We start from the raw sequence: 17893 nt of genomic DNA, 5'->3' as shown, positions 1-17893 counted from the left end.
CGGGCGGGGATCCATCTCCCATGGGGTGCACCAGGCGGAACGGCCCGGAGCCCGGAGATGGATTCCCGCCTGCGCGGGAATGACGGAAAAATGATTGTCTCTCACGCTGCCTCTTGCGCGATCAGCGCGCCATTCTCAAGGGCCGTGATGGTCGCATGGACGATGGAGGAGGGCGATTGCGGGGTCGCGAAACGCACCGGGGCGAAATTTTCGGCATGTCCGGAAAGCCCGTTGCGTTCGACCAGCACGGATTGGGTGGAACCGATGAGGCTCTGGAGCCAGCGTTCCCGTTGCGCCTCGCAGGCGGCGCGCAGCCGGGCGGCGCGCGCCTTGATGGTGGCCCGCTCCACCTGCGGCATGCGGGCGGCCGGGGTATTTGCGCGCGGTGAATAGGGGAAGACATGGCCATGGACGATGGCGCATTGCTCGACCAGCCTGAGGCTGTTTTCGAACATGGCGTCGTCCTCGGTCGGAAAGCCGGCGATGATGTCGGCGCCGATGCTGATCTCCGGACGGGCGGCCCTGAGGCGTTCCACGACGCGCACGGCGTCGGCGCGGCTGTGGCGGCGCTTCATGCGCTTCAGGATCATGTCGTCGCCCGCCTGGAGCGACAGGTGCAGATGCGGCATCATGCGCGGCTCATGGGCGAGGATGTCGAACAGCCGCTCGTCGATCTCCACGCTGTCGAGCGAGGAAAGGCGCAGGCGGGGGAGGTCGGGCACCCCCTTCAGCATGCGTTCGATCAGCAGGCCGAGCGACGGCGCGCCCGGCAGGTCCGGGCCGTAGCTGGTGACGTCCACGCCGGTGAGGACGATTTCCCTGTAACCCGCATCGACCAGTTCCCTGGCCTTGTCGATGACGGCGCCGGCCGGGACGGAGCGGCTGTTGCCCCGGCCATAGGGGATGATGCAGAAGGTGCAGCGATGGTCGCAGCCATTCTGCACCTCCAGGAAGGCGCGGGCATGTTCTGCAAAGGCGCTGGCCATATGGGGAGCGGTGTCGCGGACCGACATGATGTCGGAGACCCTGACCGGGTCACTTCCTCCGTTCGGGAGATAGGATGTCCGGTGCATCTTTTCCCGATTGCCGATCACCGCGTCGACTTCGGCCATGGCGGCGAAGGTTTCCGGCTCCGTCTGCGCGGCGCAGCCCGTCACCATGATCCGCGCACCGGGGCGGTCGCGGCGGGCGCGGCGGATGGCCTGCCGGCTCTGGCGCACGGCCTCTGCCGTCACGGCGCAGCTGTTGACGACGACCAGATCATCCTGCGCGTTCGGCATCTCGCGGCCGATAATCTCTCGAATCGCCTCGCTCTCCGCGATGTTGAGGCGGCAGCCAAGCGTGATGATCTGCGGCCCGCCCATGTCAGAATCGCGCCCAGTCAGCCTCGCCGTCGAAGACATGGGTGGCAGGGCCGGTCATCAATATGTGCCCGCCCGGCGCCCAATCGATCACAAGGTCGCCCCCCGGCAGGCTCACGGTGGTCGGCCCGCTCGCCAGCTTGCGCCGCACCGCCGCCACCGCCGTCGCGCAGGCGCCGGTTCCGCAGGCGCGGGTCAGGCCGGCGCCGCGTTCCCAGACGACCAGGCGGATATGATTGTCGCCCACCATCTGCGCGAAATTCACGTTCACGCGGGCGGGGAAGAGCGGATCATGCTCGATCAGCGGCCCAAGACGGTCGAAGTTCACACCGTCCAGACGGTCCATGAAGAAGATCACGTGCGGATTGCCGACATTGACCGCGACCGGGGCAGGCAGATCCTCCCAGCTTACCGGCATGGCCAGCGTGTCCATGGCGTAGGCGAGGGGGATCGCGTCCCATTCGAGGCGCGGTTCGCCCATGTCGACGCTCGCGCCGCCATCGACGGTCCTTGCGTCCAGCAGGCCTGCCTTCGTCTCGATCAGCACGTCCCGGCCGACGAACAGGGGGACGCAGCGGGTGGCGTTGCCGCAGGCCTCCACCTCGCCGCCGTCGCTGTTGAAGATGCGCATCGACACGTCGGCGCGGTCGCTATTGCCGATCAGGATCAACTGGTCGCAGCCGATGCCGGCGTGACGGTCGGCAATGGCCTGCGCGCGCGCCTCCGTCATGTCGAGCGCGGTTTCCCGCGCGTCGATCACGACAAAGTCGTTGCCCAGTCCATGCATCTTCGAAAAACGGCCCATGATGGGCGCGCATGTAAGGCCTGTGCCGGCAAAAGACCAGCCTATCCCGCGTTCAGTGCGGCGCGCCTGCGGCCATAGAGGAAATAGACGGCCAGACCGATGGCGTTCCAGAGGAGGCAGGCGAGGATGGTCTTCACCGGCAGGCTGATGAACAGATAGGCGCAGCCGCCGATGGCGCCGAGCCCGACCAGCCATCCGGCCGGGGTGCGGAAGGGGCGCCTCATGTCGGGCATGCGCCGGCGCAGGATCAGCAGGCATGCGCCCACGGCGGTGAAGGCGATCAGCGTTCCCGCATTGGCCAGCGCCGCGATCTCGTCGATGGGCAGCAGGCCGGCGATGATCGCGACCAGCAGGGCGGTGACGGCGGTGATCCGGGCGGGCGTCCCGCGCCGGGAGATCAGCGCCAGCCTTTGCGGCAGGAAGCCGTCGCGGGCCATGACGAGGAAGATGCGGCTCTGGCCGTAGAGGAAGCCCAGCAGCACCGTGGGAAGGGCGATGACCGCCGCGATGGCGACGATTCGCGCCACCTGTCCCTGGCCCATTTCACGCAGGATCAGCGCCAGCGGTTCGGGACTGCCGGCAAAGCGGGTGAAGGGCATCGCCCCGACCGCCGCCGCCGCCACGAGCACATAGATCAGCGTGCAGGCGACCAGCGATCCGACGATGCCGATGGCAAGGTCGCGATCCGGGTTCTTCGCCTCCTCCGCCGCGGTGGAGATGGCGTCGAAGCCGTAGAAGGCGAAGAAGATGATCGCCGCCGCGGCCATCACGCCGCGCTCGACGCCGTCCGGCGCCATCGACTTGGCGAAGCCGAAGGGCATGAAAGGCTGAAGGTTCTGGGCGTCGAAGGCGGGCAGGGCGATGGCGACGAACAGGCTGAGCGTCGCGATCTTGATCACCACCAGCAACGAGTTCAGCCGCGCGCTTTCATGCGTGCCGAGCATCAACAGGCCGGCGACCACGGCGATGATGAAGATGGCGGGCGCATTGACCAGGCCGCCCAGTTCCGGCCCCCTGGTCAACAGGTCCGGGAAGCCCGCCGATGTCAGCAGGGGTGCGGCATAGCCGGACCAGCCCACCGCCACGGTCGACACGACCAGCGAATATTCGAGGATCAGGCTCCATCCGACGATCCACGCAATGCCTTCGCCCAGCACGACATAGCTGTAGCTGTACGCGCTGCCGGCGGCGGGCATCATGGTGGAAAGTTCGGCATAGGCCAGCGCCGCGCAGGCGCAGATCGCGCCGGCAATGGCGAAGGACAGCAGCACGGCTGGACCCGCCCGGTCCGCGCCGACGCCGATCAGCGTCAATATGCCGGTGCCGACGATGGCCCCCACGCCCAGCGCCAGCAGATGCGGCCAGGACAAGGTGCGCGCCAGCCTTTGCCCCTCATGCGAGGGCATCATCGCCTCCATCGGCTTGCGGCGCGTCCAACCCATGTCCTGATTCCCCTCTCTGCACGGCGCACCTTGCCGCTGCCGAAGCTGCTGGCAAGGGGTTTTACAAATGTAAGGCAGCGCCGGGCCGCCTCTCGCGACTCCCCTGATATTCTGTTACAGGGACGCAAACAAAGGTCGCGACGGCTTAAATCTTCTTGAAAAGGGGGAAGGCGTCCCATGGATGCTGCTGCGTCGACCGTTCCCGCGTCCGTGCGGGAAAATGGCTTTTACCTGGCAATGTCGGTCGCCATCGCGGCGACGGTGATCGGGGGCTTCGGCTCCTACGCGCTGCGCGGAATGGTGGATGTGGCGCGCGTGCCCTTTTGGGTGCATGTCCACGGCGCGGTGTTCGTCGGCTGGACATTGCTGTTCGTCATGCAGAACGCCTTTGCCCATCGCGGGTCGATGGCGCTGCATCGGCGCATGGGATGGGTGGCCGTAGGCCTGGCCACGGCGATGGTGCCGCTGGGCATCCTGACCATGAGCATGGCGGTCGTGCTGGACCGGGTGCCGCCCTTCTTCACGCCGCCGATCTTCCTGGCGCTGAGCCTGCTGGAACTGCTGGCCTTCGCCGCCCTGCTGACGGGCGCCATCCGGATGCGCCGACGGACCGAATGGCATCGGCGGCTGATGCTGTGCGCCATGGTGGCGATCATCGGGCCTGCCTTCGGACGCATCCTGCCGATGCCGCTGCTCGGCCCCTGGGGCGGGCTGGCGGTGATGAGCGGGCAGATGCTGTTCGTCGCGGCCGGCATGGTCCATGACCTCGCCACGCGGGGCCGGGTGCATCCCGCCTATGCCGTGGGCGCTGCGGCGATTCTGGCGGAGGGACTGGCCGTGCCGGTCCTGGCGGCGACGCGGCCTGTCCTCTGGCTGGCTTCCGCCCTGGCCGGCTGAGCCGCTTTCGGTTGCGTCGGGCGCGCCCTTGCGCTAAGGGCGCGCCAGCAGTCGGATGGTTTGCCGTCCGATACCCTGACAGATCCATGGCACTCAAGAGGAGTACCGGATGGACGCTGGCCGGCGAGGTTTCGCCCGCCGGCGATTTTGTCGTTTGACGGGGTAAGCAAGGTTTTCCGGGCCTTTCGGCCCAAATTGAGGTGATGATGTTCGATTCGCTAAGCGATCGTCTGGGTGGGGTATTCGACAAGCTGCGTGGGCGCGGTGCGCTGACGGAGGACGATGTCCGCGCCGCGATGCGCGAGGTGCGAATCGCGCTGCTGGAGGCCGACGTCGCGCTTCCGGTGGTGCGCCAGTTCGTCGAGCAGGCAACCGAGCGGGCGGTCGGCAGCGACGTGCTGCGATCGGTCACGCCGGGGCAGATGGTCGTCAAGATCGTCTCGGACACGTTGACCGAGACGCTGGGTTCGGAATCCTCCGACCTGCTGATCGACGTGACCCCGCCCGCCGTCATCATGATGGTCGGCCTGCAGGGTTCGGGCAAGACCACCTCCACCGCGAAGATCGCCAATCGCCTGAAGGAAAAAGAGCGCAAGAAGGTGCTGATGGCGTCGCTCGACGTCCAGCGACCCGCCGCGCAGGAGCAGTTGGCGGTGCTGGGCACGCAGACCGACGTGGCGACCCTGCCCATCGTGCCGGGGCAGCAGCCGGTCGACATCGCCAGGCGGGCGTTGCAGGCGGCGAAGCTCCAGGGTTTCGACGTGGTGATGCTCGACACCGCAGGCCGGCTGCATGTCGACCAGGCGCTGATGGACGAGATGAAGGCGGTGGCCGAAGTCTCCAGCCCGGCGGAAATCCTGCTGGTGGTCGACTCGTTGACCGGTCAGGACGCGGTGAATGTCGCGACCAGCTTCACCGCGCAGGTGCCGCTGACCGGCGTGGTGCTGACCCGGATGGACGGCGATGCGCGCGGCGGCGCGGCGCTGTCGATGCGCGCCGTTACCGGCCGTCCGATCAAGTTCGCGGGTACCGGCGAAAAGCTGGACGCGATCGAGCCGTTCCATCCTGCCCGCGTGGCGCAGCGCATATTGGGCATGGGCGACGTCGTCTCGCTGGTCGAGAAGGCCGCCGAGACCATCGACGCCGAGGAAGCCGACAAGCTTGCCAAGAAGATGGCCAAGGGTCAGTTCGACATGAACGACCTGCGCGCCCAGCTCAACCAGATGCGCCGCATGGGCGGTCTTGGCGCGCTGGCGGGCATGCTGCCGGGCCTCAAGAAGGCGCAGGCGGCGATGGCGCAGAGCGGCGCCAACGACAAGACGCTGATCCATCTCGATGCGATGATCGGGTCGATGACCCCCAAGGAGCGGGAGAAGCCCGCCCTGATCAACGCCAAGCGCAAGATCCGTATCGCCAAGGGTTCCGGCACGACCGTGCAGGAAGTCAACAGGCTCCTGAAAATGCATCAGGAGATGGAAACGGCGATGAAGAAGATCCGCAAGATGGGCGGCCTGAAAGGGCTGGCCAAGATGTTCACCGGTGGTGGGCTGGATGGGATGCTGGGCGGCGGCGGCGCGCCTCCGCAGGGTTTGCCGGGACTGGGGAGCAATATGCCGAACCTGCCGCCCGGCTTTCAGAATTTCATGAAGAAGTGAAGCTGCTCGTCATTGGCGCAAGCTGGGATGACGAATTGAAAAACACGTAATTGGTACAGAAAGGTAAGGTCAGGTTTCATGGCAACGTCCATTCGTCTTTCGCGCGGCGGTTCGAAGAAGCGTCCCTATTACCGCATCGTCGTGGCGGACAGCCGCGCCCCGCGTGACGGCAAGTTCATCGAGCGCATCGGCAGCTACAACCCCGTCCTGCCCAAGGGCGACGAGAAGCGCGTCGTTCTGAACGTCGAGCGCGCGAAGCACTGGGTTGCCGCCGGCGCGCAGCCGACCGACCGCGTGGCCCGCTTCCTGGATGCTGCCGGCGTGAAGGAACGCGCCGCCCGCAACAACCCGAAGAAGGCCGAGCCGGGTCAGAAGGCCAAGGATCGCGCCGAAGACCGCGCCGCCAAGGCTGCGGAAGCCGCTGAAGCTGCCGAAGCCGCCAAGGCGGCCGCCGCCGAGGCCGCTGCCGCTCCGGCCGCCGAAGCACCGGCGGAAGAAGCCGCTCCGGCTGAAGAATCGGCTGAAGGCTGAGCCCTTTGACCGACAAGCCCGTCACGCTTGCCGTCATCATCGGCGCGCATGGAGTGACGGGCGAGGTCCGTCTGAAGCTGTTCGGGGAGGGGGCTGAGGCCCTGAAATCCTATGACGGCTTCGATGCGGCGGGGCGCAGGCTGACGTTGAAGTCCGTGCGCCCCGGCCCGAACGGCGCGGTCGCCCGCTTTGCCGAAGTCGGCGATCGCTCCGCGGCGGAGGCGCTGCGCGGCACGGAACTGACCGTTCCCCGTTCGGCTTTGCCTCCTCTGGGGGAGGGCGAATATTATCATGCCGACCTGATCGACCTGCCCTGCTTCTCCAGCGATGGCGAAGGGCTGGGCCATGTCGTGGCGGTCGAGAATTTCGGCGCCGGCGACATCATCGAGGTGGAGCGGCCCAACGGCAAGCGTTTCATGGCGCCGATGCATGCGGTGACCATTGCGGATGAGCGGGCGGTCATAGAGGCCGCCTTTGCGGCTTGAGCTTCGTTCGCCAGGGCAATTGAACCGCCGTGCTCCCGCGAAGACAGGAGCCCAGATCGGACGGTGGAACCAGGCTCCCGCCTTCGCAGGAGCAGCTTGTAGATCAATCGGAGGCATTAAGAGGGCGCGAACCATGCCGAAAATCCTTGCCGCTCTCTATCTGCTCCTGATGGTCGCCGCCGGCTGGCGTCTCTTCGCCATGTCCTGGTCGCGGGCGCTCAAGATCGCCGCGGGCGTGGCGATGGTCGTTCCCATTCCGATGCTGTTCCTGCTGCCCGCGCTGGTGCAGCCGGACCGGCCCTTCGCGGACCTGCTGTGCGCCATCGGCATCGCGCTGATGCTCGGCGGCGGGGTGTCGCTGCTGGGCGGCATGACGGGCGCCTGGTTCAAGGCGCGCAAGGCATGAGCTTTCAGGCGCAGATATTGACGCTCTACCCGGAGATGTTTCCTGGGCCGCTGGGCGTGTCGCTGGCCGGGCGGGCGCTGGCGGAGGGGAAATGGGGCTGCGATCCCATCCACATTCGCGACTTTGCCACCGACAGGCATCGCACCGTGGACGATACGCCCGCGGGCGGCGGGGCGGGCATGGTGTTGCGGGCCGACATCCTTGGCCTTGCCATCGATCATGCGCTGGCAAAGCGCCCGGACCTGCCCGTCATCGCCATGACGCCGCGCGGCGCGCCGATCACCCAGGGGCGCATCCGCCAGCTTGCCGCCGGTCCCGGAGCCACCATCCTCTGCGGCCGGTTCGAGGGATTTGACGAGCGGATTTTCGACGCCCGGCCCGTCGAGCAGATCAGCATGGGCGACATCATCCTTTCCGGCGGCGAAATGGGCGCCCTGATGCTGCTGGATGCTTGCATCCGCCTGCTTCCTGGGGTAATGGGCGCCGCTTCCAGTGGGGATGAAGAGAGCTTCGAAAGCGGCCTTCTCGAATATCCGCACTATACCCGGCCCGTTATATGGGAAGGGCGTATGATCCCCGAAGTGTTGCGATCGGGGGATCATGCGAAGATCGCCGCCTGGCGGAAACAAAGGGCGGAGGATGACACACGGCTAAGGCGGCCGGACCTTTGGGAACGTCATATCGGCGTTCGGGACCAGCCGCCCTCTGGTGCGCAACGCGAAAAGTAGGACTTGAAGTCATGAACCTGATCCAGCAGATCGAGGCCGAGAACATCGCGGCCCTCGCCAAGGATATTCCGGAATTCCGTCCCGGCGACACGCTGCGCGTCGGCGTGAAGGTCGTCGAAGGCGACCGCAGCCGCGTCCAGAATTACGAAGGCGTCTGCATCGCCCGCTCGAACAAGGGCATGGGCAGCAACTTCACCGTGCGCAAGATCAGCTTCGGTGAGGGCGTGGAGCGCGTCTTCCCGCTCTATTCGCCGAACATCGATTCGATCACTGTCGTCCGCAAGGGCGTGGTGCGTCGCGCGAAGCTCTATTATCTGCGCGGCCGCACCGGCAAGCGCGCTCGCATTGCCGAGCGCCGTGAAGTGCGCAGCGAGGATTGATCGCTTTCATACTGTCTTGACAGTTGTAAAAAAGAGACAGGCGGCATCCCATGCGGGTGCCGCCTTTTTCTTTATGCATCAATGATTTGATCTGGAATTGCGGGGATTTCCCCTTTCCCCGTCAGCCATGATTTTGCGCCGCAGCAGAAATTCGTTTTTCTTTGATGGCGGTTTTGTGTCAGCGTTCCGTTTCCAGAGATTGCTAAATATTTCGAAGATCCAAGCCTGCGGCTCTGGAGCAGGATCATCGTAGCTCAAAGGATTTGAACGAACTGTTCAGGTAAGAACAAGAAAATATCTGTCGGGAGAGGCTCTCTTCATAACGAAGCAAGGGGGCTGGTTCATGAACCACAAGAGTTTCGTTTCTCGCGCAGCCATGATTATTGCGCTGTCTTCTTCAGCAACAGTTTACGCACAGACCGATCCGCAAGCGGCCTCCGCCACGGATGGCGCGGCGATCATCGTCACCGGCACCCGCCTGACCGGGATGAAGGTGGCCGACAGCCCGGCGCCGATCCAGCTCCTGGGCGCGGACACGTTGCAGCGCACGGGCTCCCCGGACCTGATGCAGAGCCTGGCGCAGCAGCTTCCCTCCGTCCAGGCGCAATCCTTCGGCAGCGACCTTCAGGCGCATAACCTGCAGATGAAGCTGCGCGGCCTCAGCCCCAACCACACGCTGGTCCTGGTCAATGGCAAGCGGCGCCACGGCACCGCCAACGTCTCGGTCGCCGGTGGCCCCTATGGTGGCAGCGCCGCTCCGGACGTCAGCTTCATCCTGCCCGAATCGATCGAGCGCGTGGAAGTGCTGCAGGACGGCGCGGCGGCGCAATATGGCACGGACGCGATCGCGGGCGTCATCAACTTCCTCCAGAAGAAGGCCGACCATGGCGGCTCCATCAATGCGACCGGCGGCGAATATTACGACCAGGGCGGCAAGACCTATGCGATCGGCGGCAATATCGGCCTGGCGCCCTTCGACGGCGCCTATCTGAACATATCGGCGCAGAAGAAGCACAAGGGCTTCAGCTTCCGGGGCGACATCAACCCGCAATCGATCAACCTGTCCAACACCTATCCCGAAATCAGGAACCTGCCCGGCTATCCCTATACCAACCGGATCATAGGCGACCCGCACATCGACCAGACGGTCGTGAACTACAATGCCGGCTATGAATTCGGCGACTATGAAATCTACAGCTTCGGCAGCTATGGCCACAAGAAGGCCGCCGCCTATGAGAATACGCGCCCGCCGACGACCGTCGTCAGCGCCGGCGGCGTGCCCTATTATGCCGGGGGCTTCCAGCCGCAGGAGCGCATCGACGAGACCGATTATTCGGTGACCGGCGGTTTCCGCGGCACATTGGGGGACACGACGTTCGACCTGGCGTCCACCTATGGCAAGGATCTGGTCAAGGTCTATGTCTATCATTCGGCCAATGCCCAGCTCTACGCCGATACCGGCTTCACGCCCGAAACCTTCCACAATGGCGACTTCTTCAACACCCAGTGGAGCAACACGCTCGACCTGACGCATGCCGTGGACATTGGGCTTTCGGAACCGGTCAACATCGCGGCGGGCCTGGAATTCCGGCATGAGACCTATGGCATCCGGGCCGGCGATCCGGCCTCCTATTATGGCGGCGGTGCGCAGTCCTTCTTCGGCTACAGCCCCAATGACGCGGGCAAGTACAAGCGGGACAATTTCTCGCAATATCTGGACATCAGCCTCAAGCCGCTGGAAAACTGGCTGGTGGACGGCGCGGTCCGCCACGAACATTATAGCGATTTCGGTGACACGACCGTCTTCAAGCTGACCAGCCGCTATGACTTCTCCGACGCCTTTGCGTTGCGCGGCACGGTCAGCACCGGTTTCCGCGCGCCGACCCTGGCCGAAGGAGGCTATTCCGGCCTGAACGTCGGACCGGGCTTCATCGGCGGCGTGCTTCCGCCCGCATCGTCCGCCGCGGCGTCGCTGGGCTTTGGCGGCCTCAAGCCTGAAAAATCGACCAACTTCAGCCTGGGTACGGTCATCAACCCGGCGCGCAACTTCACCATCACGCTGGACGCCTATCAGATCACGATCCGCAACCGCATCATGACCTCCACGGCCTTCTCCGGCTTTACCGGCAATCGCTGCCCGGCGGGTTATGCGGGCGGCAATGCGGCGGCCTGCCTGCCCTTCGATGCGGACCAATATGCCATCTACAACCAGTTGGCGGTGCTGAGCGCGGTGAACGCGGCGCTGGGCGGCAGCAGCACGGTGACGGACTGGAGGACGGCGGACGCGATCCCGGCCTATGTGCTGTTCGCGGACAATGGCGTCGACCGCAACACCGAGGGCGGAGTGTCGGTGCAGAGCTTCGTCAACGGCGTGAAGATGCGGACCCGGGGTGTCGACCTGGTGGCGAGCTATGTCACCGACCTTGGCGAAATGGGCAAGCTCGACCTGACCTTCACCGGCAATTACAACGCCAACAAGGTCCTGGGCATCAATCCGCTTCCTTCCGCGCTCTATTCCAGCACCGTCAATCCCGAGCTGACGCGCCTTATCGACGCGTCGAGCGAAGTGGAGCTGGAGCACAGCACGCCGCGCTTCCGGGGCACGTTCAACGCCTTCTGGACCTGGGGCAAATTCTCCGCCAACCTGCGCGAAAGCTATTATTCGCAGGTTTATACGCTGGAAACCGCGCGCAGCGGCCCGGATGCCGGCGACCTCATCAAGGTGCCGGTCAAGGAGGCGTTCATCACCGACCTCGAACTTGGCTACCAGATCGCCAAGCCGATCAAGCTTTCCATCGGTGCGAACAATCTGTTCAACAAATATCCGACCCAGCGGTCCAAGGAGTTCATCCGCAACGCGGAACTCGCCAATGGCGAACGCGGCTATTCGACCAGCAAATATCCGACCATCTCGCCCTTCGGCATCAATGGCGGCTATTATTATGCGCGGGTGAACGTCACCTTCTGAAAACAGGCGGACAGGCCTTCCGGCCTGCCTGTCTTGCAACGGGAAGGGCGGCGAACGGCACGGGCCGTCGCCGCCATTCTGCCTTTTATCGGTGCCAGTCCATGCCGCTTTTCCACCGTATCGCCACCCCGGCCGACGAACCGGCGCTGCTGGAACTGATGACCCTGGCCATCGACCGCCTGCAATCCGGTTTCCTGACACCCGAACAGGTGAAGGCCAGCCATGGCTTCATGGGGCTGGACAGCCGGTTGATCAGCGACGGCACCTATTTCGTGATCGAGGATCGGGGGGAGATTGCCGGTTGCGGCGGCTGGAGTCGGCGCGCCACGGCCTATGGCGGCGACCATAGCGCGGGGCGGGACGACCGGCTGCTCGATCCGGCGACGGAGGCCGCCAGGGTGCGGGCCATGTACACCCATCCCGATCATGTGCGGAAGGGCGTGGGCACGCTGATCCTCTCCCTTTGCGAGGAGGCGGCGCGGGCCGAGGGCTTCGCGGCGCTGGAGCTGTCCGCCACCATGGCGGGCGTGCCGCTTTACCGCAGCTTCGGTTTCGCCGACGTGCGGGCGTTCGAGGATAGCGGCGTGCCGCTGATCCTGATGCGCAAGCCTATTGGCGACTCGTGAACCAGAGGCCGATCAGGCTGAGCGCCGCCGCTGCCGACATATAGAGGCCGACCAGCTCGACGCCCTGGACCTGGATCAGCCAGGTCGCGACGATGGGAGCGAGCGCGCCGCCGATGATGCCGCCCAGGTTGAAGGCGAAAGACGCGCCGGTATAGCGAAGCTGCACCGGGAAGAGATGCGGCAGATAGGCGCCGAGCGGCCCATAGACGAAGCCCATCAGGAACAGGGCGAGGCTGAGGATCAGGAAGATCGGCAGCAATTGCCCGGTGCCCATGGCGGGACCGAAGATCACGCCCATCGCCACCGTGCCGATGCAGCCCGCGACCAGCACGCGGGTCGGGCTGCTCCTGTCCGACCACCAGCCGGCGACGATGATGCTGAACGCCATGAACAGGATCGCGCCCAACTGGATGGCGAGGAAGGTTTCGCGGTCGATCCTGAGCGTGGTGGTGCCATAGCCGAGGGCGAAGGCGGTCGCGATATAATAGACGGCGAAGCAGGCGGCGCAGGCGAAGGTGCCCGCGATGGCCGCGCCCAAATGGCTCTTGAACAGGGTGGCGAGCGGCACGGCGGGCGGCGGTGCTTCGGCCCGGGCGGCAGCGAATTCGGGGGTTTCGGTGAGCTTCAGGCGTATCCAGAGGCCCAGGATCACCAGCACCGCGCTGCCCAGGAAGGGCAGGCGCCAGCCCCAGGCGAAGAAATCCTTGTCAGTGAGGAACATGCCCAGCAACAGGAACAGCCCATTGGCGGCCAGGAATCCGACCGGCGCGCCCAATTGCGGGAACATGCCGAAGCGCGCCCGCCATCCCGGAGGCGCATTCTCCACCGCCAGCAAGGCCGCGCCGCCCCATTCGCCGCCGAGGCCGAAACCCTGTCCGAAGCGCAGGAGGCAGAGGATCAGCGGCGCCCACCAGCCGATGCTCTGATAGGTCGGCAGGAATCCGATCGCCAGCGTCGATCCGCCCATCAGCATCAGCGACGTCACCAGCGTCGCCTTCCGCCCGATGCGGTCGCCATAATGGCCGAACACCGCCGCGCCCAGGGGCCGGGCGAAGAAGGCGAGGGCGAGGCTGCCATAGGCGGCGAGCAATTGTGCCGAGGGGGAGGAGGCAGGGAAGAAGAGCGGCCCGAAGACCAGGCTGGCGGCGGTCGCGTAGATATAGAAGTCGTAGAATTCGACGGCCGTGCCGATCAGGCTGGCCGCCAGCACCCGCTTGTGGCGCAGCATCGCGCCCATGCCGCCCATTTCCCTGGTCCCTGCTTCCACCGCTTGCACGCCCCCCATCGTCGTCATTTACCCGCCCGCTTCTGGTTCAGCAATTCATAGGCCATCACCGCGCAGGCGACCGCCGCGTTCAGGCTGTCCGCCTTGCCCAGCATCGGCATCTTCACCAGCAGGTCGCATTCGGCTTCATAGCTTTCGGGCAGGCCCTGCGCCTCATTGCCGACCAGCAGGAAGCTGGGGCTCTGGTAGCGCGGTTCCTGATAGTCGTGCGTGGCCTTCAGGCTGGTGCCGATCAGCTCGCCCGGCCCCTGGCGCAGCCAGTGCATGAACTCGCCCCAGCGCGCCTGGGTGATGCTTTGGGTGAAGAGGGCGCCCATGCTGGCGCGCACGGATTCGACGGAGAAGGGGTCGACGCAATCGTCGATCAGGATCAGCCCGCCCGCGCCGACCGCATCGCCGGTGCGCAGGATCGTGCCCAGATTGCCGGGATCGCGCAGCGACTGGGCGACGATCCAGATGTCGGCCCTGCTCCGGTCGAGCTTCGCCAGCGGGGTCAAGCGGTCGCGATAGACGCCGACCACCGCCTGCGGATTATCCTTGCCGCTGATCTTGGAGAGGATGTCGGGCGTCGTCTCTATCACGTCGCCGCCCGCCGCCTCCATCGCCGCGATCAGGTCGGCGGCGAGTGGGTGGGTGGAACCGGCGTGGAACAGCATTTCGGGCAGCACGCCTTCCTCGCGCGCTTCGGTCAGGATGCGCAGCCCTTCGGCCAGGAAGAGGCCCTCCGCCTTGCGGAACTTCTTCTCCCGCAGGGAACGGACGCGCTTCACCAGCGGGTTGGAAAATCCGGTGATTTCTCGCGCCACGATGCTGTCCCTTGCCCTTTTTGCAGGTCCGCCGAAACGGCCTCTCTATAGGGGGAGAGGGGAAAAGGGTAGGGGGCTTGGCAGGGTGGGGGTTTGGCCTTGCTGCCGGCGGGCTTTAAACCAAACACTCTATCTCAGGTCGCCTGGGAGGCGCCGTGCCGGGCGACGGCGACGCGGTTGCGGCCGGAGCGCTTGGCTTCGTAGAGCGCCATGTCCGCGACCGCCAGCCAGCTTTCGCCGGTCGGCCAGTCGCCGCGAAGTTCCGCCACGCCGAAGCTGACGGTGGCGCGCAGCGGCGGCGTGCCGGGCATTTCCGCAGCGGCGATCGCGTCGCAGAAGCGCTGCGCCGCCCTTGCGGCATCGTCCTCCGCCGTTTCGGGCAGCAATATGCCGAATTCCTCGCCGCCCAGCCGCCCGAGCGAATCGCTGGGGCGTTGCAGGCCGGCGCAGAGCCGGGCGATGCCGCGGATCACCTGGTCGCCAGCGGGATGGCCGTAGGTGTCGTTGATATGCTTGAAATGGTCGATGTCGAACAGCAGCAGGCTGGCGGGCCGCTCATGCCGTTCGAACAGGGCGATGGCGCGGTTCATTTCGGTGAGAAAGGCTCTGCGGCTGAGCGCGCCGGTCAGATGATCGCGCTCCGCGATGCGGCGCAGTTCCAGCTGCTCAACCACCAGCGCGGCGAGATTCTTGAGGATGGCGATCTGCGCCGGGTCGAATTCGCGCGGCACGGTGTCGATCGCGCAGAGCGAACCGATATTATAGCCGTCCGGCGTCTCCAGCGGGATGCCGGCATAGCTGCGGATGTTGGGATCGCCCGTCACCAGCGGATTGTCGCGGAAGCGGGCATCCTCCTTGGCGTCGGTGATGACCATCGGCGCCCGCTGGCGGATGGTGTGGTCGCAAAAGGCGATGTCGCGGGCGGTTTCGCTTTCGTCGAGGCCGGCCAGCGACTTGAACCACTGCCGATCGGTATCGACCAGCGAGACGGCCGAAATCGGCACGCCCAGGATGCTGCGGACCAGATCGGTGATGCGGTCGAAGGAGGATTCCCTTGGCGTATCCAGAACTTCATACCGGTTCAGCGCGGCGAGACGCGCCGGTTCGTCCATCAGCTTTGGATCGAGCATTGCCAACTATCCTCAACCGGCGGCGCGCCCTTCCTGCGCCCCGCGATTCCCGTTCGATATTATCCTGTGATAGTCGCTTGCCGATGTTTGACAAAGGCTTAGCAGGCTCGACCCGCCTTATTCCTCGCCAAATTTATCCTCGACCAGCGTCACCAGCTTGCCCAGCGAATCGGCTGCCTCGGGACCGGTGGCGCTGATGACGATGCTGTCCCCCATCGCCGCGCCCAGCATCATCAGGCCCATGATGGAGGTTCCGGTGACTTCGCTGCCGTCCTTGCGCACGGTGATCTGCGCGGGAAGGCCGCTGGCCAGGGTCACGAATTTCGCGCTGGCGCGGGCGTGGAGGCCCCGGCGGTTGCTGATCCTGACTTCCTGGCTGATTTCGCTCATGTGGTGCTGCCCAACAGTTCCGATGCAACGCTGATATATTTCTGACCCGCTTCCCGCGCGGCGGCGACGGCCTGGCGCACGTCCATGACCTTGCGCGCGCTTTCCAGGCGGATCAGCATGGGCAGGTTGATGCCCGCGATCACCTCTATCTCCCCAGCCTTCAGCAGGGAGATGGCGAGGTTGGAGGGGGTGCCGCCGAACAGGTCGGTCAGCAGGATCACCCCCGACCCGTCGTTGACGCGCGCCACCGCATTGGCGATGTCGGCGCGGCGCATCTCCATATCGTCCTCAGGCCCGATGCAGATGGTCTCGATCTGCTGCTGCGGACCGACCACATGCTCCATCGCGACGACGAATTCCGTCGCCAGCGCCCCATGGGTGACGAGTACCAGTCCAATCATCTTGCTTACGTGGCCCACCTGTTCTTCATGGATTACGCTTTCGGGCCTCCCGGTCTGCGCTTCTCCAGGGCGTCCTGGGGCGCTGATTCCATATTGCGGTGCGAGACCGTGGGCGAAAAGCCCGCATCTTGCAAGTATCTGGCGACGCGTTCGGCCACATGGACCGACCGATGGCGGCCGCCCGTACAGCCAAAGGCCACGGTAATGTAGCTTTTTCCGCCCTCCGCATAGCGGGGCAGCAGCAGGGCCAGCAAGTGTTCGATGCGCCCGACCGCCTCCTCATAGGCGGGATCTTCCACGATATAGGCGGCGACAGCGGGGTCGAGCCCCGTCTTCGGCCGCAGCGCCTCCTCCCAATGGGGATTGCGCAGGAAGCGCATGTCGAACACCAGATCGGCGTTGAGCGGCACGCCGCGCGAATAGCCGAAGGACATGATGGTCAGCACCGGGTCCGACAGCCCCTCGCGCGAGAAGCGGTTGCGGATTTCCTGTTGCAGGCCGTTGCTGGTGAGGCTGCTGGTGTCGATCACCTGATTGGCCCAGCGGCGCAGCGGTTCGGTCAGTTCCCGTTCGCGGGCGATGCCATGGCGGGCCGGGCGGTCGGTGGCCAGCGGATGGCGGCGGCGGGTTTCCGCGAAACGACGCTCCAGCTCCTCGCCGGAGCAGTCGAGGAACAGCGTTTCCACATCATGGCCGTGGCGAGCGCGCAGGGCCTTGATCCGCTGGACGATCGCGGCGGCGTCGAAGCCGCGGGTGCGCGCGTCGATGCCCAGCGCCAGAGGACGGTCCGTCCCTTCCTCATGCCCCTCCGGCAGGGGGGTGTCGAGCAGGCGGTCGAGCAGCACCAGCGGCAGGTTGTCGACCACTTCCCAGCCCATATCCTCCAGCGTCTTGAGCGCGGTCGTCTTGCCCGCGCCTGACAGGCCGGACACGAGCAGGATGGTCTTCGGCGTTTCCAGGCTCACAACGGGTCCATGCTCCCGAGGCCCAGGGTCCGGACGGCGAGTTCCACCTTGATCGGGGCGGATGCTTCGAACGGGGCGAGCCGGACCACGGGGATTGCGACCCCGGCGATGGACCGTTGCGCGGTTTCCGGCGGCATGCGCTCCACATCGTCGCTGAGGTCGACCGCCAGCGCGACCGGGGCGTTGTCCGCATGGGGCATGTCGACCAGGCCCAGGCCGCGCACCTCCATCATGCCGACGATCCGGTCGGGCGCGCGGGCGAACAGGCGCCCTTCGATCTCCAGCAGGCGGGTATAGTCGTCGCTCACCAGCACGGCGCCGCGATCGATCAAGCGCAGCGCCAGGTCGGACTTGCCCATGCCGCTGGGGCCGCAGAGCAGCACGGCCCGGCCGTCGATCGCCACGCTGGTCGCATGCAGGGTTTCGGAAGAATGTGTCGACGCCATATCGCCTTATCGCTTTGACGTCATATTAGCTCCTGTTGGTGCTGGTGGAAATCGAATTAACCGGGGCGTTTCTCATTATGGTGCAGTGGGGTGTGGGGGGGCGGCAAATCCAGGCCATTCCTCGCAGACGGTCGGCGCGGCGAAGCGGGCCTGGAGGGCGGCAGCTTAAAAATCCCGGCCTCCTCC

At 65.5% G+C, this 17893-nt stretch carries 19 protein-coding genes; 9 read left to right on the top strand and 10 right to left on the bottom strand.

Going from position 1 to position 17893, the window contains the following annotated elements:
- Positions 1–101: 101 nt before the first annotated feature.
- From mtaB to LDB29_RS11570, 3 genes are read right to left on the bottom strand one after another with little or no spacing between them, the layout of a single operon-like run.
- Positions 102–1364: a tRNA (N(6)-L-threonylcarbamoyladenosine(37)-C(2))-methylthiotransferase MtaB gene (gene mtaB / locus LDB29_RS11580; protein ID WP_025547598.1), complete on the bottom strand. Its 1263-nt coding sequence runs from the start codon at positions 1362–1364 to the stop codon at positions 102–104.
- 1 nt (position 1365) lies between these two features.
- Complete coding sequence (gene dapF / locus LDB29_RS11575; protein WP_099185640.1) at positions 1366–2166, bottom strand: diaminopimelate epimerase; 801 nt, start codon at positions 2164–2166, stop codon at positions 1366–1368.
- A gap of 41 nt (positions 2167–2207) precedes the next feature.
- Complete coding sequence (locus tag LDB29_RS11570; RefSeq protein ID WP_048576041.1) at positions 2208–3608, bottom strand: amino acid permease; 1401 nt, start codon at positions 3606–3608, stop codon at positions 2208–2210.
- A gap of 177 nt (positions 3609–3785) precedes the next feature.
- Here LDB29_RS11570 and LDB29_RS11565 point away from each other — a divergent pair, with 177 nt between their 5' ends.
- The 9 genes from LDB29_RS11565 to LDB29_RS11525 all read left to right on the top strand — a co-directional run bounded on the left by LDB29_RS11565 (position 3786) and on the right by LDB29_RS11525 (position 12284).
- Positions 3786–4505, top strand: coding sequence for a hypothetical protein (locus LDB29_RS11565; RefSeq protein ID WP_025547595.1), 720 nt, complete (start codon positions 3786–3788; stop codon positions 4503–4505).
- A gap of 203 nt (positions 4506–4708) precedes the next feature.
- Positions 4709–6160, top strand: coding sequence for a signal recognition particle protein (gene ffh / locus LDB29_RS11560; protein WP_025547593.1), 1452 nt, complete (start codon positions 4709–4711; stop codon positions 6158–6160).
- A 78-nt stretch (positions 6161–6238) separates the two neighbouring features.
- Complete coding sequence (rpsP, locus tag LDB29_RS11555; protein ID WP_025547592.1) at positions 6239–6691, top strand: 30S ribosomal protein S16; 453 nt, start codon at positions 6239–6241, stop codon at positions 6689–6691.
- Positions 6692–6696: 5 nt separating this feature from the next.
- A complete protein-coding gene (gene rimM / locus LDB29_RS11550) occupies positions 6697–7176 on the top strand; it encodes a ribosome maturation factor RimM (RefSeq protein WP_025547590.1) in 480 nt (159 codons plus the stop codon).
- Positions 7177–7309: 133 nt separating this feature from the next.
- On the top strand, positions 7310–7582 hold the full coding sequence (locus LDB29_RS11545; RefSeq protein WP_025547589.1) for a hypothetical protein: 273 nt from the start codon (positions 7310–7312) through the stop codon (positions 7580–7582).
- Positions 7579–8310, top strand: a complete 732-nt coding sequence (trmD, locus tag LDB29_RS11540) for a tRNA (guanosine(37)-N1)-methyltransferase TrmD (RefSeq protein WP_025547587.1) — start codon at positions 7579–7581, stop codon at positions 8308–8310. The genes LDB29_RS11545 and trmD overlap by 4 nt, the downstream gene beginning before the upstream one ends.
- Before the next feature lie 11 nt (positions 8311–8321).
- Positions 8322–8690 carry a 50S ribosomal protein L19 gene (gene rplS / locus LDB29_RS11535; protein WP_025547586.1) on the top strand — a complete coding sequence of 123 codons (369 nt, stop codon included), beginning with the start codon at positions 8322–8324 and terminating at the stop codon, positions 8688–8690.
- Between the two features lie 343 nt (positions 8691–9033).
- A complete protein-coding gene (locus LDB29_RS11530) occupies positions 9034–11658 on the top strand; it encodes a TonB-dependent siderophore receptor (RefSeq protein WP_226870179.1) in 2625 nt (874 codons plus the stop codon).
- A gap of 101 nt (positions 11659–11759) precedes the next feature.
- Positions 11760–12284, top strand: a complete 525-nt coding sequence (locus LDB29_RS11525) for a GNAT family N-acetyltransferase (protein ID WP_025547584.1) — start codon at positions 11760–11762, stop codon at positions 12282–12284.
- Here LDB29_RS11525 and LDB29_RS11520 read toward each other — a convergent pair.
- From LDB29_RS11520 to LDB29_RS11490, 7 genes are all read right to left on the bottom strand, one after another.
- Positions 12268–13530, bottom strand: a complete 1263-nt coding sequence (locus LDB29_RS11520) for an MFS transporter (protein ID WP_099185966.1) — start codon at positions 13528–13530, stop codon at positions 12268–12270. The two genes, LDB29_RS11525 and LDB29_RS11520, sit on opposite strands and share 17 nt — an antisense overlap.
- A gap of 44 nt (positions 13531–13574) precedes the next feature.
- The gene (locus LDB29_RS11515; RefSeq protein ID WP_044662706.1) at positions 13575–14375 is read right to left on the bottom strand and encodes an RNA methyltransferase; all 801 of its coding nucleotides are present in this window, start codon (positions 14373–14375) and stop codon (positions 13575–13577) included.
- 134 nt (positions 14376–14509) lie between these two features.
- Positions 14510–15505 carry a sensor domain-containing diguanylate cyclase gene (locus tag LDB29_RS11510; RefSeq protein WP_048576856.1) on the bottom strand — a complete coding sequence of 332 codons (996 nt, stop codon included), beginning with the start codon at positions 15503–15505 and terminating at the stop codon, positions 14510–14512.
- 117 nt (positions 15506–15622) lie between these two features.
- Positions 15623–15895: an HPr family phosphocarrier protein gene (locus LDB29_RS11505; protein WP_025547580.1), complete on the bottom strand. Its 273-nt coding sequence runs from the start codon at positions 15893–15895 to the stop codon at positions 15623–15625.
- Positions 15892–16296: a PTS sugar transporter subunit IIA gene (locus LDB29_RS11500; RefSeq protein ID WP_025547579.1), complete on the bottom strand. Its 405-nt coding sequence runs from the start codon at positions 16294–16296 to the stop codon at positions 15892–15894. The genes LDB29_RS11505 and LDB29_RS11500 overlap by 4 nt, the downstream gene beginning before the upstream one ends.
- Before the next feature lie 32 nt (positions 16297–16328).
- Positions 16329–17261 (bottom strand): RNase adapter RapZ, encoded by a 933-nt coding sequence (gene rapZ / locus LDB29_RS11495; protein WP_025547577.1) that lies wholly within the window; start codon positions 17259–17261, stop codon positions 16329–16331.
- Positions 17258–17707, bottom strand: coding sequence for an HPr kinase/phosphorylase (locus LDB29_RS11490; protein ID WP_025547576.1), 450 nt, complete (start codon positions 17705–17707; stop codon positions 17258–17260). The genes rapZ and LDB29_RS11490 overlap by 4 nt, the downstream gene beginning before the upstream one ends.
- Positions 17708–17893: the final 186 nt, after the last annotated feature.

It is taken from the genome of Sphingobium sp. CFD-2 (assembly GCF_024611135.1).
GTDB classification, from domain to species: domain Bacteria; phylum Pseudomonadota; class Alphaproteobacteria; order Sphingomonadales; family Sphingomonadaceae; genus Sphingobium; species Sphingobium fuliginis.
This window is presented reverse-complemented; position numbering and strand designations above follow the sequence as displayed.